17 protein-coding genes and 1 pseudogene are annotated in these 18,842 nt (G+C 59.9%); 11 read left to right on the forward strand and 7 right to left on the reverse strand.

Annotated features, from left to right (window positions below):
- Positions 1-19 precede the first annotated feature (19 nt).
- The 7 genes from RCCGE510_RS25560 to RCCGE510_RS25590 all read left to right on the forward strand — a co-directional run bounded on the left by RCCGE510_RS25560 (position 20) and on the right by RCCGE510_RS25590 (position 7,220).
- Positions 20-1,030, forward strand: coding sequence for a TRAP transporter substrate-binding protein (locus tag RCCGE510_RS25560; protein WP_037079689.1), 1,011 nt, complete (start codon positions 20-22; stop codon positions 1,028-1,030).
- A 106-nt stretch (positions 1,031-1,136) separates the two neighbouring features.
- Complete coding sequence (locus RCCGE510_RS25565; protein WP_007634783.1) at positions 1,137-1,649, forward strand: TRAP transporter small permease; 513 nt, start codon at positions 1,137-1,139, stop codon at positions 1,647-1,649.
- Positions 1,650-1,682: 33 nt separating this feature from the next.
- Complete coding sequence (locus RCCGE510_RS25570) at positions 1,683-2,963, forward strand: TRAP transporter large permease (protein ID WP_037079692.1); 1,281 nt, start codon at positions 1,683-1,685, stop codon at positions 2,961-2,963.
- 41 nt (positions 2,964-3,004) lie between these two features.
- Positions 3,005-4,036, forward strand: a complete 1,032-nt coding sequence (locus RCCGE510_RS25575) for a Gfo/Idh/MocA family oxidoreductase (protein ID WP_007634786.1) — start codon at positions 3,005-3,007, stop codon at positions 4,034-4,036.
- Between the two features lie 3 nt (positions 4,037-4,039).
- Positions 4,040-4,870, forward strand: a complete 831-nt coding sequence (locus RCCGE510_RS25580) for a sugar phosphate isomerase/epimerase family protein (protein ID WP_007634790.1) — start codon at positions 4,040-4,042, stop codon at positions 4,868-4,870.
- Between the two features lie 35 nt (positions 4,871-4,905).
- Positions 4,906-5,958 carry a sugar phosphate isomerase/epimerase gene (locus RCCGE510_RS25585; protein ID WP_007634791.1) on the forward strand — a complete coding sequence of 351 codons (1,053 nt, stop codon included), beginning with the start codon at positions 4,906-4,908 and terminating at the stop codon, positions 5,956-5,958.
- Positions 5,959-6,047: 89 nt separating this feature from the next.
- Entirely contained in the window at positions 6,048-7,220 is a 1,173-nt protein-coding gene (locus RCCGE510_RS25590) for a Gfo/Idh/MocA family oxidoreductase (RefSeq protein ID WP_007634792.1), read from the forward strand.
- A gap of 251 nt (positions 7,221-7,471) precedes the next feature.
- On the opposite strand, the gene RCCGE510_RS25595 is transcribed toward RCCGE510_RS25590, so the two are convergent.
- A complete protein-coding gene (locus tag RCCGE510_RS25595) occupies positions 7,472-8,371 on the reverse strand; it encodes an AraC family transcriptional regulator (RefSeq protein ID WP_007634793.1) in 900 nt (299 codons plus the stop codon).
- A gap of 167 nt (positions 8,372-8,538) precedes the next feature.
- On the opposite strand from RCCGE510_RS25595, the gene RCCGE510_RS25600 reads away from it, so the two are divergent.
- The 3 genes and pseudogenes from RCCGE510_RS25600 to RCCGE510_RS25605 all read left to right on the forward strand — a co-directional run bounded on the left by RCCGE510_RS25600 (position 8,539) and on the right by RCCGE510_RS25605 (position 10,601).
- The gene (locus tag RCCGE510_RS25600) at positions 8,539-9,297 is read left to right on the forward strand and encodes an SDR family oxidoreductase (RefSeq protein WP_007634794.1); all 759 of its coding nucleotides are present in this window, start codon (positions 8,539-8,541) and stop codon (positions 9,295-9,297) included.
- Positions 9,298-9,346: 49 nt separating this feature from the next.
- Positions 9,347-9,448 (forward strand): annotated as a pseudogene (locus RCCGE510_RS35655) (glutathione S-transferase N-terminal domain-containing protein); the annotation flags it as partial.
- A 157-nt stretch (positions 9,449-9,605) separates the two neighbouring features.
- On the forward strand, positions 9,606-10,601 hold the full coding sequence (locus RCCGE510_RS25605) for an IS30 family transposase (protein WP_037079695.1): 996 nt from the start codon (positions 9,606-9,608) through the stop codon (positions 10,599-10,601).
- Positions 10,602-10,701: 100 nt separating this feature from the next.
- Here the strand turns inward: RCCGE510_RS25605 and RCCGE510_RS25610 are convergent, their stop codons facing one another.
- Positions 10,702-11,439, reverse strand: a complete 738-nt coding sequence (locus RCCGE510_RS25610) for a hypothetical protein (protein ID WP_007634800.1) — start codon at positions 11,437-11,439, stop codon at positions 10,702-10,704.
- Between the two features lie 421 nt (positions 11,440-11,860).
- On the opposite strand from RCCGE510_RS25610, the gene RCCGE510_RS25615 reads away from it, so the two are divergent.
- Entirely contained in the window at positions 11,861-12,682 is an 822-nt protein-coding gene (locus RCCGE510_RS25615) for an Ig-like domain-containing protein (RefSeq protein ID WP_007634802.1), read from the forward strand.
- Positions 12,683-12,767: 85 nt separating this feature from the next.
- On the opposite strand, the gene lpdA is transcribed toward RCCGE510_RS25615, so the two are convergent.
- The 5 genes from lpdA to RCCGE510_RS25640 all read right to left on the reverse strand — a co-directional run bounded on the left by lpdA (position 12,768) and on the right by RCCGE510_RS25640 (position 18,840).
- On the reverse strand, positions 12,768-14,165 hold the full coding sequence (gene lpdA / locus RCCGE510_RS25620) for a dihydrolipoyl dehydrogenase (RefSeq protein WP_007634804.1): 1,398 nt from the start codon (positions 14,163-14,165) through the stop codon (positions 12,768-12,770).
- A gap of 3 nt (positions 14,166-14,168) precedes the next feature.
- Positions 14,169-15,398, reverse strand: coding sequence for a dihydrolipoamide acetyltransferase family protein (locus tag RCCGE510_RS25625; protein WP_007634806.1), 1,230 nt, complete (start codon positions 15,396-15,398; stop codon positions 14,169-14,171).
- Between the two features lie 3 nt (positions 15,399-15,401).
- On the reverse strand, positions 15,402-16,415 hold the full coding sequence (locus RCCGE510_RS25630) for an alpha-ketoacid dehydrogenase subunit beta (RefSeq protein ID WP_007634808.1): 1,014 nt from the start codon (positions 16,413-16,415) through the stop codon (positions 15,402-15,404).
- A 1-nt stretch (position 16,416) separates the two neighbouring features.
- Entirely contained in the window at positions 16,417-17,649 is a 1,233-nt protein-coding gene (locus RCCGE510_RS25635; protein WP_007634809.1) for a 3-methyl-2-oxobutanoate dehydrogenase (2-methylpropanoyl-transferring) subunit alpha, read from the reverse strand.
- A gap of 63 nt (positions 17,650-17,712) precedes the next feature.
- Entirely contained in the window at positions 17,713-18,840 is a 1,128-nt protein-coding gene (locus RCCGE510_RS25640; RefSeq protein WP_007634810.1) for an acyl-CoA dehydrogenase family protein, read from the reverse strand.
- Positions 18,841-18,842: the final 2 nt, after the last annotated feature.

Here is an 18,842-nt window from a genome sequence, read left to right on the forward strand (position 1 = left end):
CTTGTTATGGGAGGAGACCATGATGAATAAACTTGCCTTTATTGCACTTTCCGCCGCTGTGGGACTTGGCTTTTTGAGCCCCGCCCAAGCAGAGGACAAATGGGATTCGCAGCCTTGGATCGATGGTGCTCCGGTCACCATGAAACTTGGCTATAACACGGTCCGCCAATACCCACATGCCCGCGCCATCGAGCGATTTGTCAACCGCGTCGCCGAACGCACCGGGGAAAACGTTCAGATCGAGACCTTCCCGTCGGAGCAGGCCGGCAACGAGCGCGCGATGCTCGACTCTCTGATGCTCGGAAATCTCGATATCGCCAAGATCTCCACGGGAGTCATATCGACGGTCGTGCCCGAGTTCGGGGTATTCGATCTGCCTTACGTATTCAGAGACCAGGACCACATGATGAAGGCCGTCAACGGCCCGGTCGGTCAGTCGCTCGCCACAAAACTCGAGGAAACGGGAGTGAAGGTGCTCTTCTGGATGGAGCAGGGCACCCGCAGCTTCTATACGGTGAAAAAGCCCATCGTCACGCCGGATGACTTGAAGGGATTGAAGATCCGAACGACCAACAGCGCCGTGATGGTCGATACCATGACAGCACTTGGGGCGACGGCCACTCCGATGGGCTTTGGAGATCTTTACCTCGGCCTTAAGACAGGCGCCGTCGACGGCGCCGAGAATGCGCCGGACGCTATCTGGTATGCCAAACAAAACGAGGTATCCAAGTATCTTTCGCTGACGAACCACTTCCGGACTCCGGTCGCCGTCGTCATGAACAAGGCGAAATTCGATTCCCTGTCTCCTGAATATCAAGAAATCATTATGCAGACGGCGAAGGAAACGCAGGAATGGTCTGGGACGCTCTATTCGCGCGTGTCCGATGCTCTTCTTGAGAAGCTGAAGACGAATGGCATGACGGTCTCCGCCGTCGATGAAGCTCCGTTCCGAAAAGCGGTTGAGTCTGTTTACACAAAAGATGCCGGCGATTTCGGAACGCTCTTGGACGAGATTCGCGCCATCAAATAGTGAATCGAAGGGGACGCACCGCGCGTCGAGCCGCGTCCCCTCAATCACCCATCCTTATTGATGCATGTTGCCATGCCGCTTTCGCTCGGCCAGATGGAATACGCAAATGCTGATCAAATACAGCTCACTCACCCGGATCCTGGAACTGTTATGCGCCACGATCCTGGTCGCCATCATCTTGATGATCTTCGCAAATGTCGTGGGGCGTTACTTCTTTCATGCGCCGCTGCACTGGAGCGATGAACTGGCACAATACCTCTTCTTATGGCTATCATACCTCGGTGCGCTGGCGGCGCTCATGAAGGGCCGGCACTATTCGGTCACGCTTCTCATCGACCTCTTGCCGAAACCCATGGCAATTGCCGTGAAAGCACTCAGCCACATCGTCGTGATCGTAATTTTCGCAATTTTGATCTGGTACGGCTGGAAGATGGTGAACATTCTCCAGTTTCAAAAAACCCCCGCCCTGAGAATGAGCGTCTACTATTTTTACATCGCTCTGCCGGTTACGTCCGCTCTCATGCTGCTCGTCGTCGTAAAGCAGCTCTTCGATACACTGCGCGGCCGACCATCGCCTGGGGCCGAAGAAAACGACGGCTACCTCGACGAACGCCCTTGAGGCTCTCCTGAATCGCAGACGAGGACGACACGCATGACTATTATCATCCTAATGGGCGCTTTTCTCCTTCTCATGCTCATCGATGTGCCAATCGCCATTGCACTCATGGGCGGGGCCATGGTTGCCATGCTTGCCACCGGCGAAGGCTTGATGCCTGCCGCGCAAAGCATGTTGACCACGGTAGATTCCTTCTCGCTCCTGGCGATCCCGTTGTTCATCGCTGCGGGCGACCTGATGAACCGCGGTGGCATCACTTCACGCCTGGTGGATTTGTCCAGTGCCATGGTCGGGCACATACGCGGATCCCTCGCACAGACGGGGGTGATCGCAGCGATGTTTTTTGGTGGCGTTTCCGGGTCCGCTGTGGCGGACACAGCCGCAGTTGGTTCGGCAATCATCCCGCCGATGGTGAAACAAGGCTACGACCGCGCATTCTCGGCGGCGCTGATCGCGACTTCGGGAACGCTGGGAATGCTCATGCCGACCAGTATCACTTTGATCATCTTCGCATTAACGGCCAACGTATCCATTGCGCGCCTGTTGCTCGCCGGGCTAATTCCAGGTGTCGTGACGGCCGTGATGCTGTGCGTCTATGTCTACTTCTATTCGGTGCGCAAAGGTTACACCGCCGGCGCCCCTTTCTCGTTTCGCCGACTGGCCCGCGCTTTTGGCGGGGCCATCGTTCCCGGCGTCACCCCAGGGATTATCGTAACCGGAATCGTTGGCGGGGTGTTCACGCCGACCGAAGCCGGTGCGGTTGCGGTCGTCTACGCGGCTTTGATCGGTCTATTCTATTACCGCGAGCTCAATCTGAAATCGCTGCTTGATTGCGCCGTTCACACGAGCCTGATCACCGGTCTCGTCCTTTTTCTGATTTTCACGTCTTTCGCTTTTAGTTGGGTGATCACGCTCGAACGCGTGCCGGAGCTTTTCTCGAACTATCTCCTCGGAGGAACTAGCAGCCCAATCGTCGTATTCCTGTTGATGAATTTGTTCCTGCTTGCCATCGGAACATTTTTGGACCCGACCCCGACTATCCTGATTACGGTTCCGATCTTCCTGCCGATCGCAGTCCAATACGGCATCGACCCCATCCATTTTGGCATCATCTTCGCGCTGAATATGGCGATTGCTCAGGTTTCGCCGCCGGCAGGCTCTGTTCTGTTTACCGCGTGCGGCATAGCTCGAGTTTCCATGGTGCAGGTCACACCCCCGCTCATGCCATTCATGGCAGTGCAGCTCATAAGCATGATCCTGTTCATTCTCGCGCCTTCACTCGTGCTGTTTCTGCCGAATTTTCTCATGGGCAATTGAAACAGCTGAAATACCTCAGAAATTCAAAAAGGATCATTAGTATGAAAGTTGCGCTTCTCGAAGTGAGCCACTGGCATGTGCCTCTGTACCTCTCGGCACTCGAACGTCCGGGTATCGAGGTCATCGCGGTGTCGGACAAGGAAAAAAGCAAAGGCGCCGCCATTGCTGCGCGGTTCGGCTGCCCCGAATATGATTCGGTTGAGAGCCTTCTGGCCAACGAACAGCCGGATTTTGCGTTCGCCTTCGGTCGCCATGCCGAAATGTCGCAGATTGGCAAGTTGCTGGTCGAGCGTCGGATTCCTTTCTCGTTGGAAAAGCCCTGCGCCACGAACGCCGATCAAGTCGCGGAGTTGCGCAAGCTTGCTGAAGCCGCAGGCGTTTATGTCGCTGTCCCGCTGATCTTCCGGCTGAGCGAAACGCTTGGCACGATCACGGACGTCGATCGCGCCGCTCCACTCGACGTGACCAACTACGCCATCCGCTTTATCGTCGGGCCGCCATCGCGCTACATCGACGCCGGTGCGGCTTGGATGACGGATCCGGCGATCGCCGGCGGCGGTTCCACCATCAACGTCGCAACCCATTTCCTCGACCTCTTCCGATACCTGACCGGGAAGCCGGTCGTTGCGGTCTCTGCCATGATGAGTTCCCGAAGCCACGGAGAGCCGGTCGAAGATCATTCGATCGTGACCATGCGGACCGAAGACGGCACGGTGGGCGTGGTCGAAACAGGTTACGCATTTCCGACGACACCCGATATTCAACGCGAGTTTACGTTCACGATCGGGTCGCGCAAGGCCTATTTCCAGGGTGGCAATGACCAGATCGCCTACCGGCTGCATGATCGACTGGATTTCGGAACGCAGACGCGCACTGCGCGGCTGGACACCGACATTTACTACCCGATCTTCGTCGACAAGGTTCTCGAAGAGGCTGCCGCCGGCGCTCAACCCTTTGTCGGGTTGAAAGAAGCGGAAGAGATGATGCGGATCATGGACGCGGCATATGCATCGGCTCGGGCAGGCGGGGCGCTGCAGATGGTCAAAACCTCCACATCGGTCCCCGGAGAGTAACGCATGGTACCTCGTGAAGCGGCTTACACGATCAATACCTACTCGTACACGTCGCAATACTCAGCACTGGCTTGTATCCGGCATTTGTCGGATATGGGCTTCACCAGTTTCGAAATGATGCTCATACCGGGTCACTTTTGGCCGAGCGTGGCCACAGCAGCCGAGCACAGGGAAATTGCGACTATTCTTGCTGAACGCGGTCTTCAGCTTGAAACACTCAATCAGCCAAATCTTGACATCAATCTTGCCGCGCTTTCCCCGGAATGCCGCGACTATTCCTGCGCCGTCGTCTCTTCGGCGATGGAGCTCGCGGCCGACTGGAACGCGCGCGCCGTGGTCGTCAATCCTGGAAAAACCAACCCCGTCTTTCCAGCCGGCGCCCAGGTGCTCGCGGACCGATTTAAATCATCCCTCGACATTCTCGTGCCGAGGGCGGCAGAACTCGGAGTGCGGCTGATCGTCAAGAACCACCCGTTGTCATGGCTCTATAAAGGTGCCGACCTGCTGGCGTTTTTCGACGACTATGGCTGGGCTAACATCGGGCTGGCATATGATGTTGCAAACGCCGCTTACGGTCGCGAGTCAGCGCTCGACACTCTCCCCAAGGTCGCTGAACACCTTTCGGCCGTCTACGTCGCGGACACGCCGCTAGACGAGTTCCGACATGATCGGGTGGGGGCGGGCGTTGTTCAGTTCACGCCTATCTCTGCGGCGCTTGCGACCATCGGGTACAAAGGCCCCACCATTCTTGAGATCGTGTCACCTGATCCGGATAGGGCAATCTCGCAGAGTGTGTCTGAACTCGAAAGGGTCAGCTGGCCGTCGCCGGTCTGAAAGGCTCGACCCACACACATATGATTGGATTGACGATGAAGACGATCAAAGGCCCGGCACTCTTTCTCGGCCAGTTTGTAGGCGACGGCGCCCCATTCAACTCCTGGGATGCCATCACCAGATGGGCTGCAGAAATGGGTTATGTTGGGGTGCAGGTGCCAACTTGGGCTGGCCAGTTGATCGACCTGGCGAAGGCCGCAGGATCGAAAGACTATTGCGATGAATTTGCCGGCGTCGCGCGTGAAAACGGAATAGAGGTGACTGAGCTTTCCAGTCATCTGCAAGGCCAGCTGGTCGCCGTGCATCCGGCCTATGACGAGTGTTTCGATGGTTTTGCCGCACCCGAGGTGCGTGGCAATCCGAAGGCGCGCCAAGCATGGGCGGTCGAGCAGGTGAGGATGGCGATAACGGCCTCGAGGCACCTTGGCATCAAAGCGCATGGAACTTTCTCCGGCGCGCTCGCCTGGCCGTACCAATATCCCTGGCCGCAGCGGCCGGCGGGCCTGGTCGAGACTGCCTTCGACGAACTTGCGAAGCGCTGGACGCCGATCCTCAACCATGCGGACGAAAACGGCGTCGACGTCTGCTACGAGATCCACCCGGGTGAAGACCTGCATGACGGCATCACTTTCGAGATGTTCCTGGAGCGGGTGAAGAACCATCCGCGCGCCAACATGCTCTATGACCCCTCGCATTACGTCCTGCAGTGCCTCGATTATCTCGACAATATCGACATCTACAAGGACCGCATCAAGATGTTCCACGTCAAGGATGCGGAGTTCAATCCGACCGGCCGCCAGGGCGTCTATGGCGGCTATCAGGGCTGGGTCGAACGGGCCGGCCGCTTCCGCTCGCTCGGCGACGGCCAGGTCGATTTCGGCGCGGTGTTCTCGAAGATGACGGCGAATAATTTTGACGGCTGGGCTGTGGTCGAGTGGGAATGCGCGCTGAAGCATCCGGAGGACGGCGCCCGCGAAGGGGCCGAATTCGTTGCCGCCCATATCATCCGCGTCACCGAGAAAGCCTTCGACGATTTCGCCGGCAGCGGCACGGACCAGGCGGCCAACCGGCGGATGCTGGGGCTTTAGCCTTTTGGCCCGGTGACGCCGTCACCGGGCCATGTCCTTTGAATATTTTCTCCCCGCTGGGGAGAGGGAATCGATTCTAGGAGCAGACAATGGCAATCGAAACATCCAACAAACAGACCCGCGAGCCGCGTATCCGGCTCGGCATGGTCGGCGGCGGCGCGGGCGCGTTCATCGGTGCGGTGCACCGGATCGCGGCACGCATCGACGATCACTACGATCTCATCGCCGGTGCGCTGTCAGCCTCGCCTGAGAAGGCGATCGCATCCGGCCGCGACCTCGGCCTCGATCCGTCGCGGACCTATTCCAGCTACCGCGAGATGGCAATCCGCGAAGCCCGACGAAGGGACGGCATCGAGGCGGTCTCGATCGTCACTCCGAACCATCTGCATTTCGACGCGGCGCGGGAATTCCTGAAACGCGGCATCCACGTTATCTGCGATAAGCCGCTGACCTCAAACCTCGCCGACGCAAAAAGGCTGAAAAAGGCAGCGGGCCAGAGCGGTGCCCTGTTCATCCTTACACACAACTATACCGGCTATCCAATGGTAAGGCAGGCGCGCGAGATGGTTGCCAACGGCGATCTCGGGAAAGTCCGCGTCGTACAAGTGGAATACGCCCAGGACTGGTTGACGGAAGCTGTCGAGCAGACGGGCGCGAAAGGTGCGGTCTGGCGTACTGATCCAATCCAAAGCGGGGCGGGCGGCTCGACCGGTGATATCGGCACGCACGCATATAACCTTGCCGAGTTCGTCACGGGGTTGAATGTTCGAAGCCTTGCTGCCGATCTCGATTGTTTCGTCGAGGGGCGAAAGCTGGACGACAATGCACATGTGATGCTGCGGTATGACGGCGGCGCCAAGGGCATGCTTTGGTGCAGTCAGGTCGCGCCGGGCCACGAGAACGGTCTGAGTATCCGTGTCTACGGCTCCAAGGGCGGGCTCGAATGGTCGCAAACCGATCCCAATTACCTTTGGTTCACGCCGTTTGGTGAGCCCAAGAGGCTGATCACCCGCAGCGGGGCCGGCTCCGGGCCCGCCAGCGCCCGCGTCTCGCGCGTTCCGTCCGGCCACCCGGAAGGCTATCTTGAAGCGTTTGCGACCATCTATACCGAGGCGGCCCGCGCTATAAACGCCGCCAAACAGGGCGTTAGCGTTGAGAAGGCCGTTATCTATCCAACGGTAGATGACGGCGTAAAGGGCGTTGCGTTCGTCCAGGCTTGTGTGACTTCTTCCAAAAAGAATGGCGCTTGGGTCAGCATGTAAGAGCAGCTCTTGATGTCGAAAAGTCAGGTAGTGTTGCGGAATTTGGCGAGCTTGAAGGCAATTGCCTTCGTCACACGGTCGGCGTGGTGCTGTAAGACAGAACCGATCTCGTGCCTTTTGCAGACGGGCTGGGCGCTGCGCGGTTGTCTGCCTTGGGGGGCTTATGACAAAGTCTGCCATTCAAAACGGGTTGGCTACACTGCGGCCTGGGTCCGGTCATTTCGGTGCAAGCCTGCATCCAGGCCGGGCGGTCAGCCCATTGCCGGACTGCCGATCGTCTGCCTGATCTGACGCACGTCGCGCACCGGCGGTGCGCCAAATTGCCGGAAATATTCGCGGCTGAACTGCGAGGCGCTTTCGTATCCGACCGCGAAGGCCACATCGGATGCGCTGTGATCGCCAGCGAGCAGCAATTGGCGCGCTTCCTGCAGCCGAAGCTGTTTCTGATACTGGAGAGGGCTGAGACCGGTCATCGCCAGAAAATGCCGATGAAGGCTGGCGCGACTCATGCCGCTGGCATTGCATAGCGCCTCAATGCGTAAACGGGTGTTGTGATTGTCCCTTATCCACGCCACCGCGCGTCGTATACGGCCCAGCGCACCCTCCGGCTGAGCGATCTGACGGAGCAGGCGTCCCTGCGGTCCCTGCAGGAGACGATAGAGCAATTCGCGTTCAGCCATCGGAGCAAGAACAGGAATGTCGGCCGGGGTGTCGAGCAACGACAGCAGACGCAACAAGGTGTCGCGCAGTGGCGCCGTCATAGGATTGATCGCTATGCCGATACCTGCCGGATCAGTGTCGCGCACCTGCGGCATGGTGGACGCCACATCGGCCAGAATAGCAGGATCCAGATCCAGTGAAACCGCGATATAGGGGCGACTTTTATCGGCATCCAATATCTGCCCGATCAGCGGCAGATCAAGGGCGCTGATGAGGTAGTGCGCAGGATCGTAACTCAACAGTTCGTCGTTGATCGCAACGTGCTTCGACCCCTGCAAAATGAAACAGATCATTGAGCGGTAGAGACATGGTGCCTTGCCGGTGGTTGCCTGTCCCATGCTGATCTCCAGCCGCGGGATCGGCGTGATGGTCGACCCTGGAGATGCGTGGCGCAGTGCGATGTCGATATGCGGAATGAGATGGTCGGTCATTGAGCGACTATGCCACCGTTGCTCGGCCAGGTAAAGCGATTGAGACAATCGGGCAAAACGTTGAGCGTATCGGGCGGGTCCGATGAGCCGTTGTCGAGTAGGTTAGGGACATCGAGACGGCGCCTTAGTCGCCGCTTCGTAACGCGACCATCCAACAAGGGCATACCATGACCGACAAAATCGCACTTATAACCGGCGCCAGCCGCGGCCTCGGTCGCAACATCGCGCTGCATCTTGCTAAACGCGGTGTCCACATCATCGGCACCTACCGCAGCGGCGCAGCGGAAGCCACCGCACTGCGCCAGGAGATCGAGGCGCTGGGCGGCTCCGCAGTGATGCTGGCGCTCGATGTCACCGATACGGCGAGCTTCGCGGCATTTGCTGAAAAGATAGCCGACACCCTTAAGACCAATCTCGGTCGCGATCGGTTCGACTTCCTGGTCAACAACGCCGGAAACGGCCTGTTCGCCAACTTCGCCGAGGCGACCGAAGAGCAATTTGAATCGCTTGTCTGCACGCATCTGCGCGGACCCGTCTTCCTGACGCAGAAGCTGCTGCCGCTTATCGAGGACGGTGGGCGTATCCTGAACGTCTCGTCCGGCTTCGTGCGCTTCACGATGGCGGGCTACAGCCTCTATGCGGCGGCCAAGGCTGCCGTTGAGGTGCTTACCCGGTACATGGCGGTCGAGTTGGGCGCACGCCGTATTCGGGTGAATGCGATTGCGCCCGGCGCCATCGAGACCGACTTCGGCGGCGGTGCGGTGCGCGACAATCACGATGTAAACGCCTGGGTGGCGCAGGGCATCGCGCTGGGTCGCGTTGGTCAGCCGGACGATGTCGGCGGCGCGGTCGCTGCCATCCTGTCCGACGACCTTGGCTGGGCGAACGGCACCACCTTCGACATTTCGGGCGGGCAGTTGCTCTAGGTCCGTCATTACATCGCACAACCCCTCGCCAGTACTCAGCGAGATCATCATGCCAGACATCAGCCTGACGCTTGTCAGCAATCCGCTTTGCCCATTCGTTCAACGGGCGGCGATTGTTCTTCTGGAAAAGGGCATTCCGTTCGAACAGATGCCTGGCAATTTCTCAACGCCACCGATCAGCCCACCGCTGATGCGAAGCAGGCATGTTCCATAATAACTCTTACGCAACAATTGGTATGTTATAACGGTACATTCTATCTCGAACTGCAACAAAGGCGCTAAGCTGCCTGCTTTTCGGGAGCCATGGTTTGATCCGTACCTTTTCGCATTTGAGTTTTGACGAACGCCGATCGATTTCCAGGATGTTGGATCAGAAGTTTAGCCAGTCTGAGATCGCCAGACGCCTCGGCCGGGACCGTGCGACCATCTCCCGGGAGATAAAACGCAACTACTGGCACGATCAGGAATTCCCCGATGCCGAGGGCTACTGGGCGATGACCGCCAACGACATGGCGCGCGACAGGCGCCGGCGGATCGGCAAGCTCTTTCGTCGCGAGGATCTGCGGAACGAAGTGATCGGAAAGTTGGAATCCGGCTGGTCGCCGGAACAGATTGCTGGACGACTGAAGATCGAACCAGCAGCCAAGGCAAGCGTCTGTCACGAGACGATCTACCGGTATGTCTATTCACCAGAAGGACGACGGCACCAACTCGCGCGGCTTCTCCCGGAACGGCGGAGAAAGCGCCGGCCGCGATATGCTCGCAAGCCGCAGAATCCAGTCTTTCCAGATGAGCGTTCGATCAAACATCGGCCGGAAGCCATCAACGATCGCAAGGAATTCGGTCACTGGGAAGCCGATCTCATGATCTTCGAAAGGGTTCAGGGCAATGCCAATGTGGCAACGGTTGTTGAGCGGACGAGCCGGTTCACCATGCTGTTCAAAAACAACGACCGGCAGTCCAAGCCGATCATGGAGCGGCTCATCGACGTGCTCAGCCCCCTGCCCAGGCATGCCCGGCAAAGTTTGACGTTTGATCGCGGATTTGAATTCGTCTCCTGGCGGCGACTGAAGCAAGGAATGGGAACCGATGCATGGTTCTGCGATCCGTCTGCGCCCTGGCAAAAAGGCTCCGTCGAGAACATGAATCGGCGGATTCGGCGTTACCTGCCGAGGGATACTGCTGTCCTGTCAGTTCCTGATGAATCGATACGATCACTGATCGATCAGTTGAACAATACCCCGAGAAAATGCCTTGGTTTCTGCACCCCAGCTGAAGTGTTCAGGCGTGAAGTGAACAAATGACGGCAAGCCGGGGCGGCGGATGGACTTCATGAACGATCCGGCGGTGATTGCGCGGCGAGAGAAAGCGTTATTGAGGCAGCCAGCGGCGGAATAAAGATCGTCAATGCACGCCGATGTCGCTTTGCGTATCCGATTCCAACTGCAGGCAAGCTGCCCAAAGTAGCGTCTTGTGGAAGGATCCGTCCTGTAGAAGAGTGAGCCCCTCTCGTGCCTCATAGAGCAAGCCGAGCCAGCATAAGCGTTGGAAGACGCCATACTGAAGATCGGATTTCAACTCCCAAGCTTCTATGGTCATTTCGGTGTCCGACAGAGGCGCCAGGTCTGGATAGAGAACCTTCACAACTTCCATTGGCGTGCAACCTTCTCTGGCCTTGATATTGAGAAGATTGAGGAACATGCGCCACCAGCGTAAACGCGCTAGGACCTCCTCTTCCCGCTCGGTGGCGTGGACATACGAATAGAGATAATCCGTCGCGACCAGATCGAAGAAGGCTTGCGGGTTCACCAAAAACTCCCGGCCGCGTCTGGTTGGCAGCAGCACATCCTTTTTCCGGCGAAGAAGCTTCAGATGATGGGTCATGTCGCGCACGACCCAAAGCGGCGGCATGTCGCTTTCATTGAGCACCTTGTTCATGCTGTAGAGGTCCTCGGCTGTGAATCCTGACCAGAGAAAGTGCACAGCGGCCCAATGCACGAACTTGCGGTTCATGGCGTCGGTCGCGGTCAATCCTATGCCACCCTCACCGTCAGCATAGGCAACGGACAGAAGCATGCCGCGAAGAAGTGGTGACAGCGCGGCGATGTCGACGTCACCTTGCAGGTTGATTTCCGGAAGCATCGTGCGGCTTTGATCCCCAACTGCGCCATGCAAGTCCCAGCGAGTATCGAGCGGTAAAAGAACAATTGCTACTGAGAAAGCTAAAGCCGAAGGGGTGCGTCATCACCCGCCCCCGCTCCGCCCTTTCAACCCGGCCCAGCCGGTCGGATCGGGGGCTGATCTCCCTGCCCTGTAGTAGCCTTTAAGCCCTTGTTGCATTTACATTAGAAGTCACAAACATACCAATTGTTGCAAGCTTGATCTTCTCCCGCTGGTTGTCATCCTTTCTTAATCGCTGCAAGTTTGCGATCGCAGCGACGGTCTGCGCACTTCCCTTACAGCGTGCAGTTTGTTGCTTGACTCAAAGTGAAGTAGAAAGTTTATTGGGCCTTTCGGGTCGCTGCCCGACATCCTTCCACGCTCATCCTCAGGGAGGCGAGCCATGGCAAATCACAAACCAACCGTGCCCAGCGTGTCGATCCACGACTACGCCCCAACGGAAGCCGTCGAGGGCAACCTCCTCGAAAGCGCTTCGGACGCAGATGGCGATCTGCTTGAAGTTCAGTTCGTCAACGGCATGAGAATCCCCAACAAAGCCGGTGAGCCCGGATATCTTACGGTAGAGGGCGAGCACGGAACGCTGACGATTTGGAGCAACGGCAGCTATGCTTACAACGTCAACGACCCGGCAAGCCTTGAACCTGGTGGCATATTTTCGGAGAGTTTTTCATTCAAGACCTCCGATGGAAAAGGCGGTACTGACGTCAGCAACCTCCACATCGCCGTCAACGCGCCGCCGCAAGGGATGTACTCCATCGATTTCGAAAACGCCCCCAGGGAATATCCCGGGCAGCCCGATATCGCCTCGGGCTATGCAGGCTTTAAGTTTGGCGACAAACTTGACGGCAATCTCTGGGCGGTCGCCGAGGCTGATGGTAACGAGTACGTCGTCAGCAATCCCTACAATCCCTTTTTCAATCACGCTGACGGCAAGCTCTTCACGATAAAGGACGTCGACGTCGCGACCAATTTCGACCCTGGTTACGAAGGGGTCGATGCACTTGTGACCTTTGAGGGCTATATCGGCGGCAACAAGGTAAGTGAGATGGCTGTTACGGTCTATGGAGACACGATTGCCGATGGCCAGCATATCTCCTTGGAAGCCCTCGGAGCAGTCGACTTCGTCCGCTTCGATATTCATCCTGACGTAGAGCCCACAGGCTTTCCGCAACTCGCGTTTGACAACTTCACAGTTCTGGTCTGACCATTTAGACAGAGGCGGGCTTCGCGCGATCCGCTTCAACTGGCTTGTGCTTGGCAACAACCCACTTATCGTCGTCTGCTTCCCGTCAAATATGCAGGGCATTCCCCAAAGCTTTCAGCGCCGCCTCCAGGACCGCTTCGCTGCGGGTCGGATGGGCGTGGATAGTGCCGGCGATGTCTTCCAGGCGCGCACCCATTTCGATCGCCAGCGCAAAGGCCGCCGAGAGCTCCGAGACCCCTGCCCCCACCGCCTGCAGGCCGAGAACGAGATTGGTGTCGGCGCGGGCGACGACGCGCACGAAGCCTTCTTCAGACAGCATCGTCATCGCCCGTCCGTTGGCGCTGAACGGAAACTGGCCGGTGCGAATTTCATAACCTTGCGCCTGCGCCTCCGCCGGCGAAAGACCGGCGCTGACGATTTCCGGATCGGTAAAGCAGATGGCGGGAATGCAGCGCTTGTCCCATGCCCGCTTCTTGCCCGCAATGATTTCAGCCACCATCTCCCCTTGTGCCATGGCCCGATGGGCGAGCATCGGCTCGCCGGTCACGTCGCCGATCGCATAGATGCCGCGCATCGAGGTGCGGCAGCGATCGTCGATCCTGAGATACGGGCCGGCGCGATCGAGATCGAGCTCTTCGAGACCGGAGCCTGCCGTCCGCGGACGCCGGCCGACGGTGACGAGGACACGGTCGGCCGGCAAGGTCTCCCGGCGGCCATCGGAGGTTTCGATGATCAACGCCTCGCCATTATCGGCAAGGCCGATCGCCTTCGCACCCGTCAACACCCGGACACCCCCTTCGGTCAGCTTGCGCATGACGGGCCGCACCAGCTCGGCATCATAGAGTGGCAGCACCTGTGGCGTCGCCTCGACCACCGTCAGTTCCGATCCCAGCTTGGCAAAGGCGGTGCCAAGCTCCAGCCCGATGTAACCGCCGCCGACCACCACGAGCCTCTTCGGCAGCTCCGTCAGCGACAGCGCTTCCGTCGAGGAAATGACGCGACCGCCGAACGGCAGGTTGGCAAGCTCCACCGGATCGGAACCGGTGGCGATCACCACGGTCTCGGCGCGGATGATCTGCTGGCCGGTCTCCGTCTCCACCTCCACCGTCTTGCCGTCGCGGAAGCGGGCTCGGCCGTGGACGATCTTGACCCGGGACTTCTGCAGCAAGCCCGAGACGCCGCCTGTGAGCCGGCCGACAATGCCGTCCTTCCAGGCGATCGTCCTCAAAAGATCGATCGAGGCGCCTTCGACGCGGATGCCCATCGGGTTTTTTCCGGCGAGCATCCTTTGCGTCGCGTCGAATTCCTCGGCCGCATGAATTAACGCCTTGGAGGGAATGCAGCCGACCGTCAGGCAGGTGCCGCCCGGCTTGCCGGCCTCGACGATGACGGTATCGATGCCGAGCTGGCCGGCGCGGATGGCGCAGACGTAACCACCCGGACCGGCGCCGATGACGAGGAGCTTGCAGAGAATTTCTTTCATGGCTCAGCCTTCGATGAAAATGAGCGCCGGCGTTTCGAGCAGCGTGCGGATGCGCTGCACGAAGGTTGCCGCATCCCAGCCGTCGATGATGCGATGATCGAAGCTGGAGGAGAGGTTCATCATCTTGCGCGGCACGAACTGCGCGCCGTCCCAGACGGGCCGGGTGGCGATCTTGTTGACGCCGATGATTGCCACCTCGGGATGATTGATCACCGGCGTCGAGACGATACCGCCAAGCGCTCCGAGCGAGCTGATGGTAATGGTCGAGCCCAAAAGCTCGTCACGCGTCGCGGTCCCCGAGCGCGCCGCTTCCGCCAGCCGGTTCATTTCCGCGGCGCAATCCCAGATACCGCGCGCTTCCGCATGCCGCACCACCGGCACGGTCAGACCGGCCGGCGTCTGCGTGGCGATGCCGATATGCACGGCGCTATGACGCGTGATGATGCCGGCATCGTCGTCGAAAGTGGCGTTGACGTCGGGCTGCCCGGAAATGGCCTTGACCAGCGCCCGCATCAGGAAGGGCAGAACCGTCAGCTTCGGATGATCCGGCCTGCGGTCGCCGTTCATGGTGGCGCGCAACTCCTCGAGCGCGGTCATATCCACTTCCTCCACATAGGTGATGTGCGGGATGCGCGAGGTGGACAGCACCATTTTTTCGGCGATGCGGCGGCGCAGGCCGGTCAGCTTGATCTGCTCGGTCGCCGTCTTCCTGGCAGAACCGTTCCTTGCCGCTGCAGGAGCGGTCCCTTGCGTCAGATATTGCTCGATATCCTCGCGCAGGATGCGACCGGCCGGCCCTGTCGCTTGCACCTGTCTGAGATCCACCCCCTTTTCCCTGGCAAACAGCCGCACGGAAGGAGCGGCGAGCGGCTTATCAACCGGCGCTGGCGCAGAGGCCGGCGCTGCTGGAGTGGGCTTTGCAATCTCGACCTTCGCCGTTTCGGCAGGTAGCGTCTGCGATATCCGCATTGGCTCTGCCTCGCCGACATCGCCCGCCGTCTTGATCCGCACCAGCGGCGCCTTGACCGCAATACGGTCTCCGACTTCGCCGGCGAGCCAGATGACCGTGCCGTTGACGGGAGAGGGAATTTCCACGGTCGCCTTGTCGGTCATGACGGCGGCGATCACCATATCCTCGCGGACGGGATCTCCGGTCTTCACGTGCCATTCGACAAGCTCGGCCTCGGCCACCCCTTCCCCGACATCCGGCATCTTGATGATGAATTCGCCCATGGCTCAGGCCTCCATGACTTCGGCAAGCGCCCGTCCGACACGGCCGGGGCCGGGAAAATAGTCCCACTCCTGCGCATGCGGATAGGGCGTGTCCCAACCGGCAACACGCACGACCGGCGCTTCGAGATGATAGAAGCAATGTTCCTGCACCAGTGCCGCGACCTCGGCGCCAAAACCTGAGGTCAGCGTTGCCTCATGCACGACGACACAACGGCCCGTCTTGGTGACCGATTTGACGATCGTGTCGAGATCGAGCGGCAGCAGGCTTCTGAGATCGATCACCTCGGCATCGATCCCGGCATCCTCGGCCGCAGCAAGCGCCACATGCACCATGGTGCCATAGGCAACCACGGTCACCGCCGACCCCGTGCGCCGCAGTTCGGCCTTGCCGATCGGGATGGTGTAATGGCCGTCGGGCACTTCTCCCAGTTCATGTTCCGACCACGGCGTTACCGGCCGCTCGTGATGGCCGTCGAAGGGGCCGTTATAGAGCCGTTTCGGCTCCAGGAACATGACGGGATCGGGATCCTCGATTGCCGCGATCAGCAGGCCCTTGGCGTCATAGGGATTGGAGGGAACGATCACCTTCAGCCCGCAGACATGGGTAAACAGCGCTTCGGGACTCTGGCTGTGTGTCTGGCCGCCGAAGATGCCGCCGCCGGTCGGCATACGCACAACGATCGGGCAGGTGAAATCGCCGTTGGAACGGTAGCGGATGCGCGCCGCCTCCTGCGTCAGCTGATCATAGGCCGGATACATGTAATCGGCGAACTGGATTTCGACGCAGGGCTTCAGCCCATAGGCCGCCATGCCGATCGCCGTGCCGACGATGCCGGATTCGCTGATCGGCGTATCGAAGCAGCGAGTCCTGCCGTATTTTGCCTGCAGACCTTGCGTGCTGCGAAAGACGCCGCCGAAATAGCCGACATCCTCGCCGAACACCACGACATCGTCGTCGCGCGCCATCGAGACATCCATGGCGCTGCGCACCGCCTCGATCATCGTCATCCTGGCCATGTCAGTACCCCGCCTTCTGCCGCTGGCGGCGGATATGCGGCGGCATCTCGGCATAGACGCCCTCGAAAATATCGCGCACCGAAGGCCTGCCGCCGGCATGCAGCGTGCCATGCGCTTCCGCCTGACGCTGCGCCTCGATCACCTCGTCGGCGATCTCGGCCTCCGCCTGCACATGCCGCTCCTCCGACCATGCACCCTTGACGATCAGATGTTTCTTCAGCCGCAGCACGGGATCGCCGAGCGGCCAGGCCTCCGATTCCGTCTTCGGCCGATAGGCGCTCGGATCGTCGGAGGTCGAATGCGCGCCGACGCGGTAGGTCACATATTCGATCAGCGTCGGGCCGAGATTGCGCCGCGCCCGCTCGGCCGCCCAGCGGGCGACGGCATGAACGGCGAGATAGTCGTTACCGTCGACCCGCAGCGCCGGAATGCCGAAGCCGAGGCCGCGGGCGGCGAAAGTGCCGGAGCCGCCGCGAGCAATGCCTTGAAAAGTGGAGATCGCCCATTGATTGTTGACGATGTTGAGGATGACAGGCGCCTTGTAGGTGGAGGCGAAAACGAGCGCCGAATGGAAATCCGATTCCGCCGTAGAGCCGTCGCCGATCCAGGCGGCGGCAATGCGGCTGTCATTCTTGATCGCCGAGGCCATCGCCCATCCCACCGCCTGCACATATTGGGTGGCGAGATTGCCGGAGATGGTGAAGAAGCCGTGTTCCTTGGAGGAATACATGATCGGCAACTGCCGGCCGCGTAAGGGATCACTCTCATTCGAGTAGATCTGGTTCATCATCTCGACCATCGGATAGTCGTCGGCGATCAACAGGCCCGCCTGGCGATAGGTCGGGAAATTCATGTCCCCCTTCACAAGCGCCTTGCGGAACGCGCAGCTAACGGCTTCTTCGCCGAGATGCTGCATGTAGAAGGAGGTCTTGCCCTGGCGCTGCGCCATCAGCATGCGGGCGTCGAAGGCACGCAGCTTCATCATGTTGCGAAGCCCGGTCAGCAGTTCTTCATCGGAGAGCGAGCCTGCCCAGGGGCCGACCGCCTCGCCGTCCCGGTTCAGCACGCGGATGATCGAATAGGCGAGCTCGCGGATGTCTTCCGAAGCGACATCCACCTCCGGCCGCGGCACGGCACCGGCCTTGGCGATCTTGACGTTGGAAAAATCGGGCTGGCCGCCCGGACGGACCGCGGGTTCGGGGACGTGCAGGCTCAAACGAGCGGAATCCACCATATGTTTTCTTTCCTCCCTTTGCCGACCGTGCGTCCCTCCCCGGAAGCAGGGCCGGATATATTCTTACAGATTGCGGGCGATCACCATCCGCTGCACGTCGCTCGTTCCCTCGTAGATCTGGCAGATGCGCACATCGCGGTAGATGCGCTCGACCGGATAATCGGCCATGTAGCCATAACCGCCATGGATCTGGATCGCGTCGGAGCAGACACGTTCGGCCATCTCCGAGGCAAAGAGCTTCGCCATCGAGGCTTCCGACAGGCAGGGAAGCTCCGCCTCCCTGAGGGAAGCCGCGTGAAAGACGAGCTGGCGCGCCGCCTCGATCCGCACCGCCATATCGGCAAGGCGGAAGGCAACGGCCTGATGCTCGAAAATCGGCTTGCCGAAGGCCGTGCGCTCGCGGGCGTAGTCGCGCGCCGCCTCGAAGGCCGCCCGCGCCATGCCGACAGCCTGCGCCGCAATACCGATCCGCCCGCCCTCGAGATTGGCGAGCGCGATACGATAGCCTTCGCCTTCGGCACCGAGCCTCAGCGCGGCCGGAATGCGCATGCCGCTAAAGGCGATCTGGCAGGTATCGGTCGAATGCAGTCCAAGCTTATCCTCGACGCGGATCACCTCGTAGCCTGGCGTATCCGTCGGCACGATGAAGGCGCTGATGCCCTTCTTGCCGGCATTGGGATCGGTGACGGCGAAGACGATGATGACATTGCCGTTCTTTCCCGAGGTAATGAATTGCTTGGCGCCGTCGAGCACGTAGTCGTCACCGTCGCGCCGCGCCCGGGTCTTCAGGTTCGAGGCATCGGAACCCGCCTGCGGTTCGGTGAGCGCAAAGCCGCCGATCCATTCGCCGCTTGCCAGTTTCGGCAGGAAGCGCTGCCGCTGCTCCTCGGTGCCGAATTTCAGGATCGGCACGCAGCCGACGGAGCTGTGCACGCTCATGATCGTCGAACACGGCCCGTCGCCGGCGGCAATCTCCTCCAGGGCGGCGGCATAGGCGACCACACCGGTATCCGAGCCGCCATAGGCCTCCGGCACCAGCATGCCGAGCAGCCCGAGTTCACCCATCTCCTTCAGTTCCTCGCGCGGGAAGAGATGCTCCCGGTCGCGCCTCGCCGCCCCCGGCGCCAGCCGGTCGCGGGCAAAGTCGCGGGCGAGATCTGAGATTTGTTGCTGGAGTTCAGAAAGGATCATCT

This window comes from Rhizobium sp. CCGE 510, assembly GCF_000292525.1.
In the GTDB taxonomy this organism is placed as follows: Bacteria; Pseudomonadota; Alphaproteobacteria; order Rhizobiales; family Rhizobiaceae; genus Rhizobium.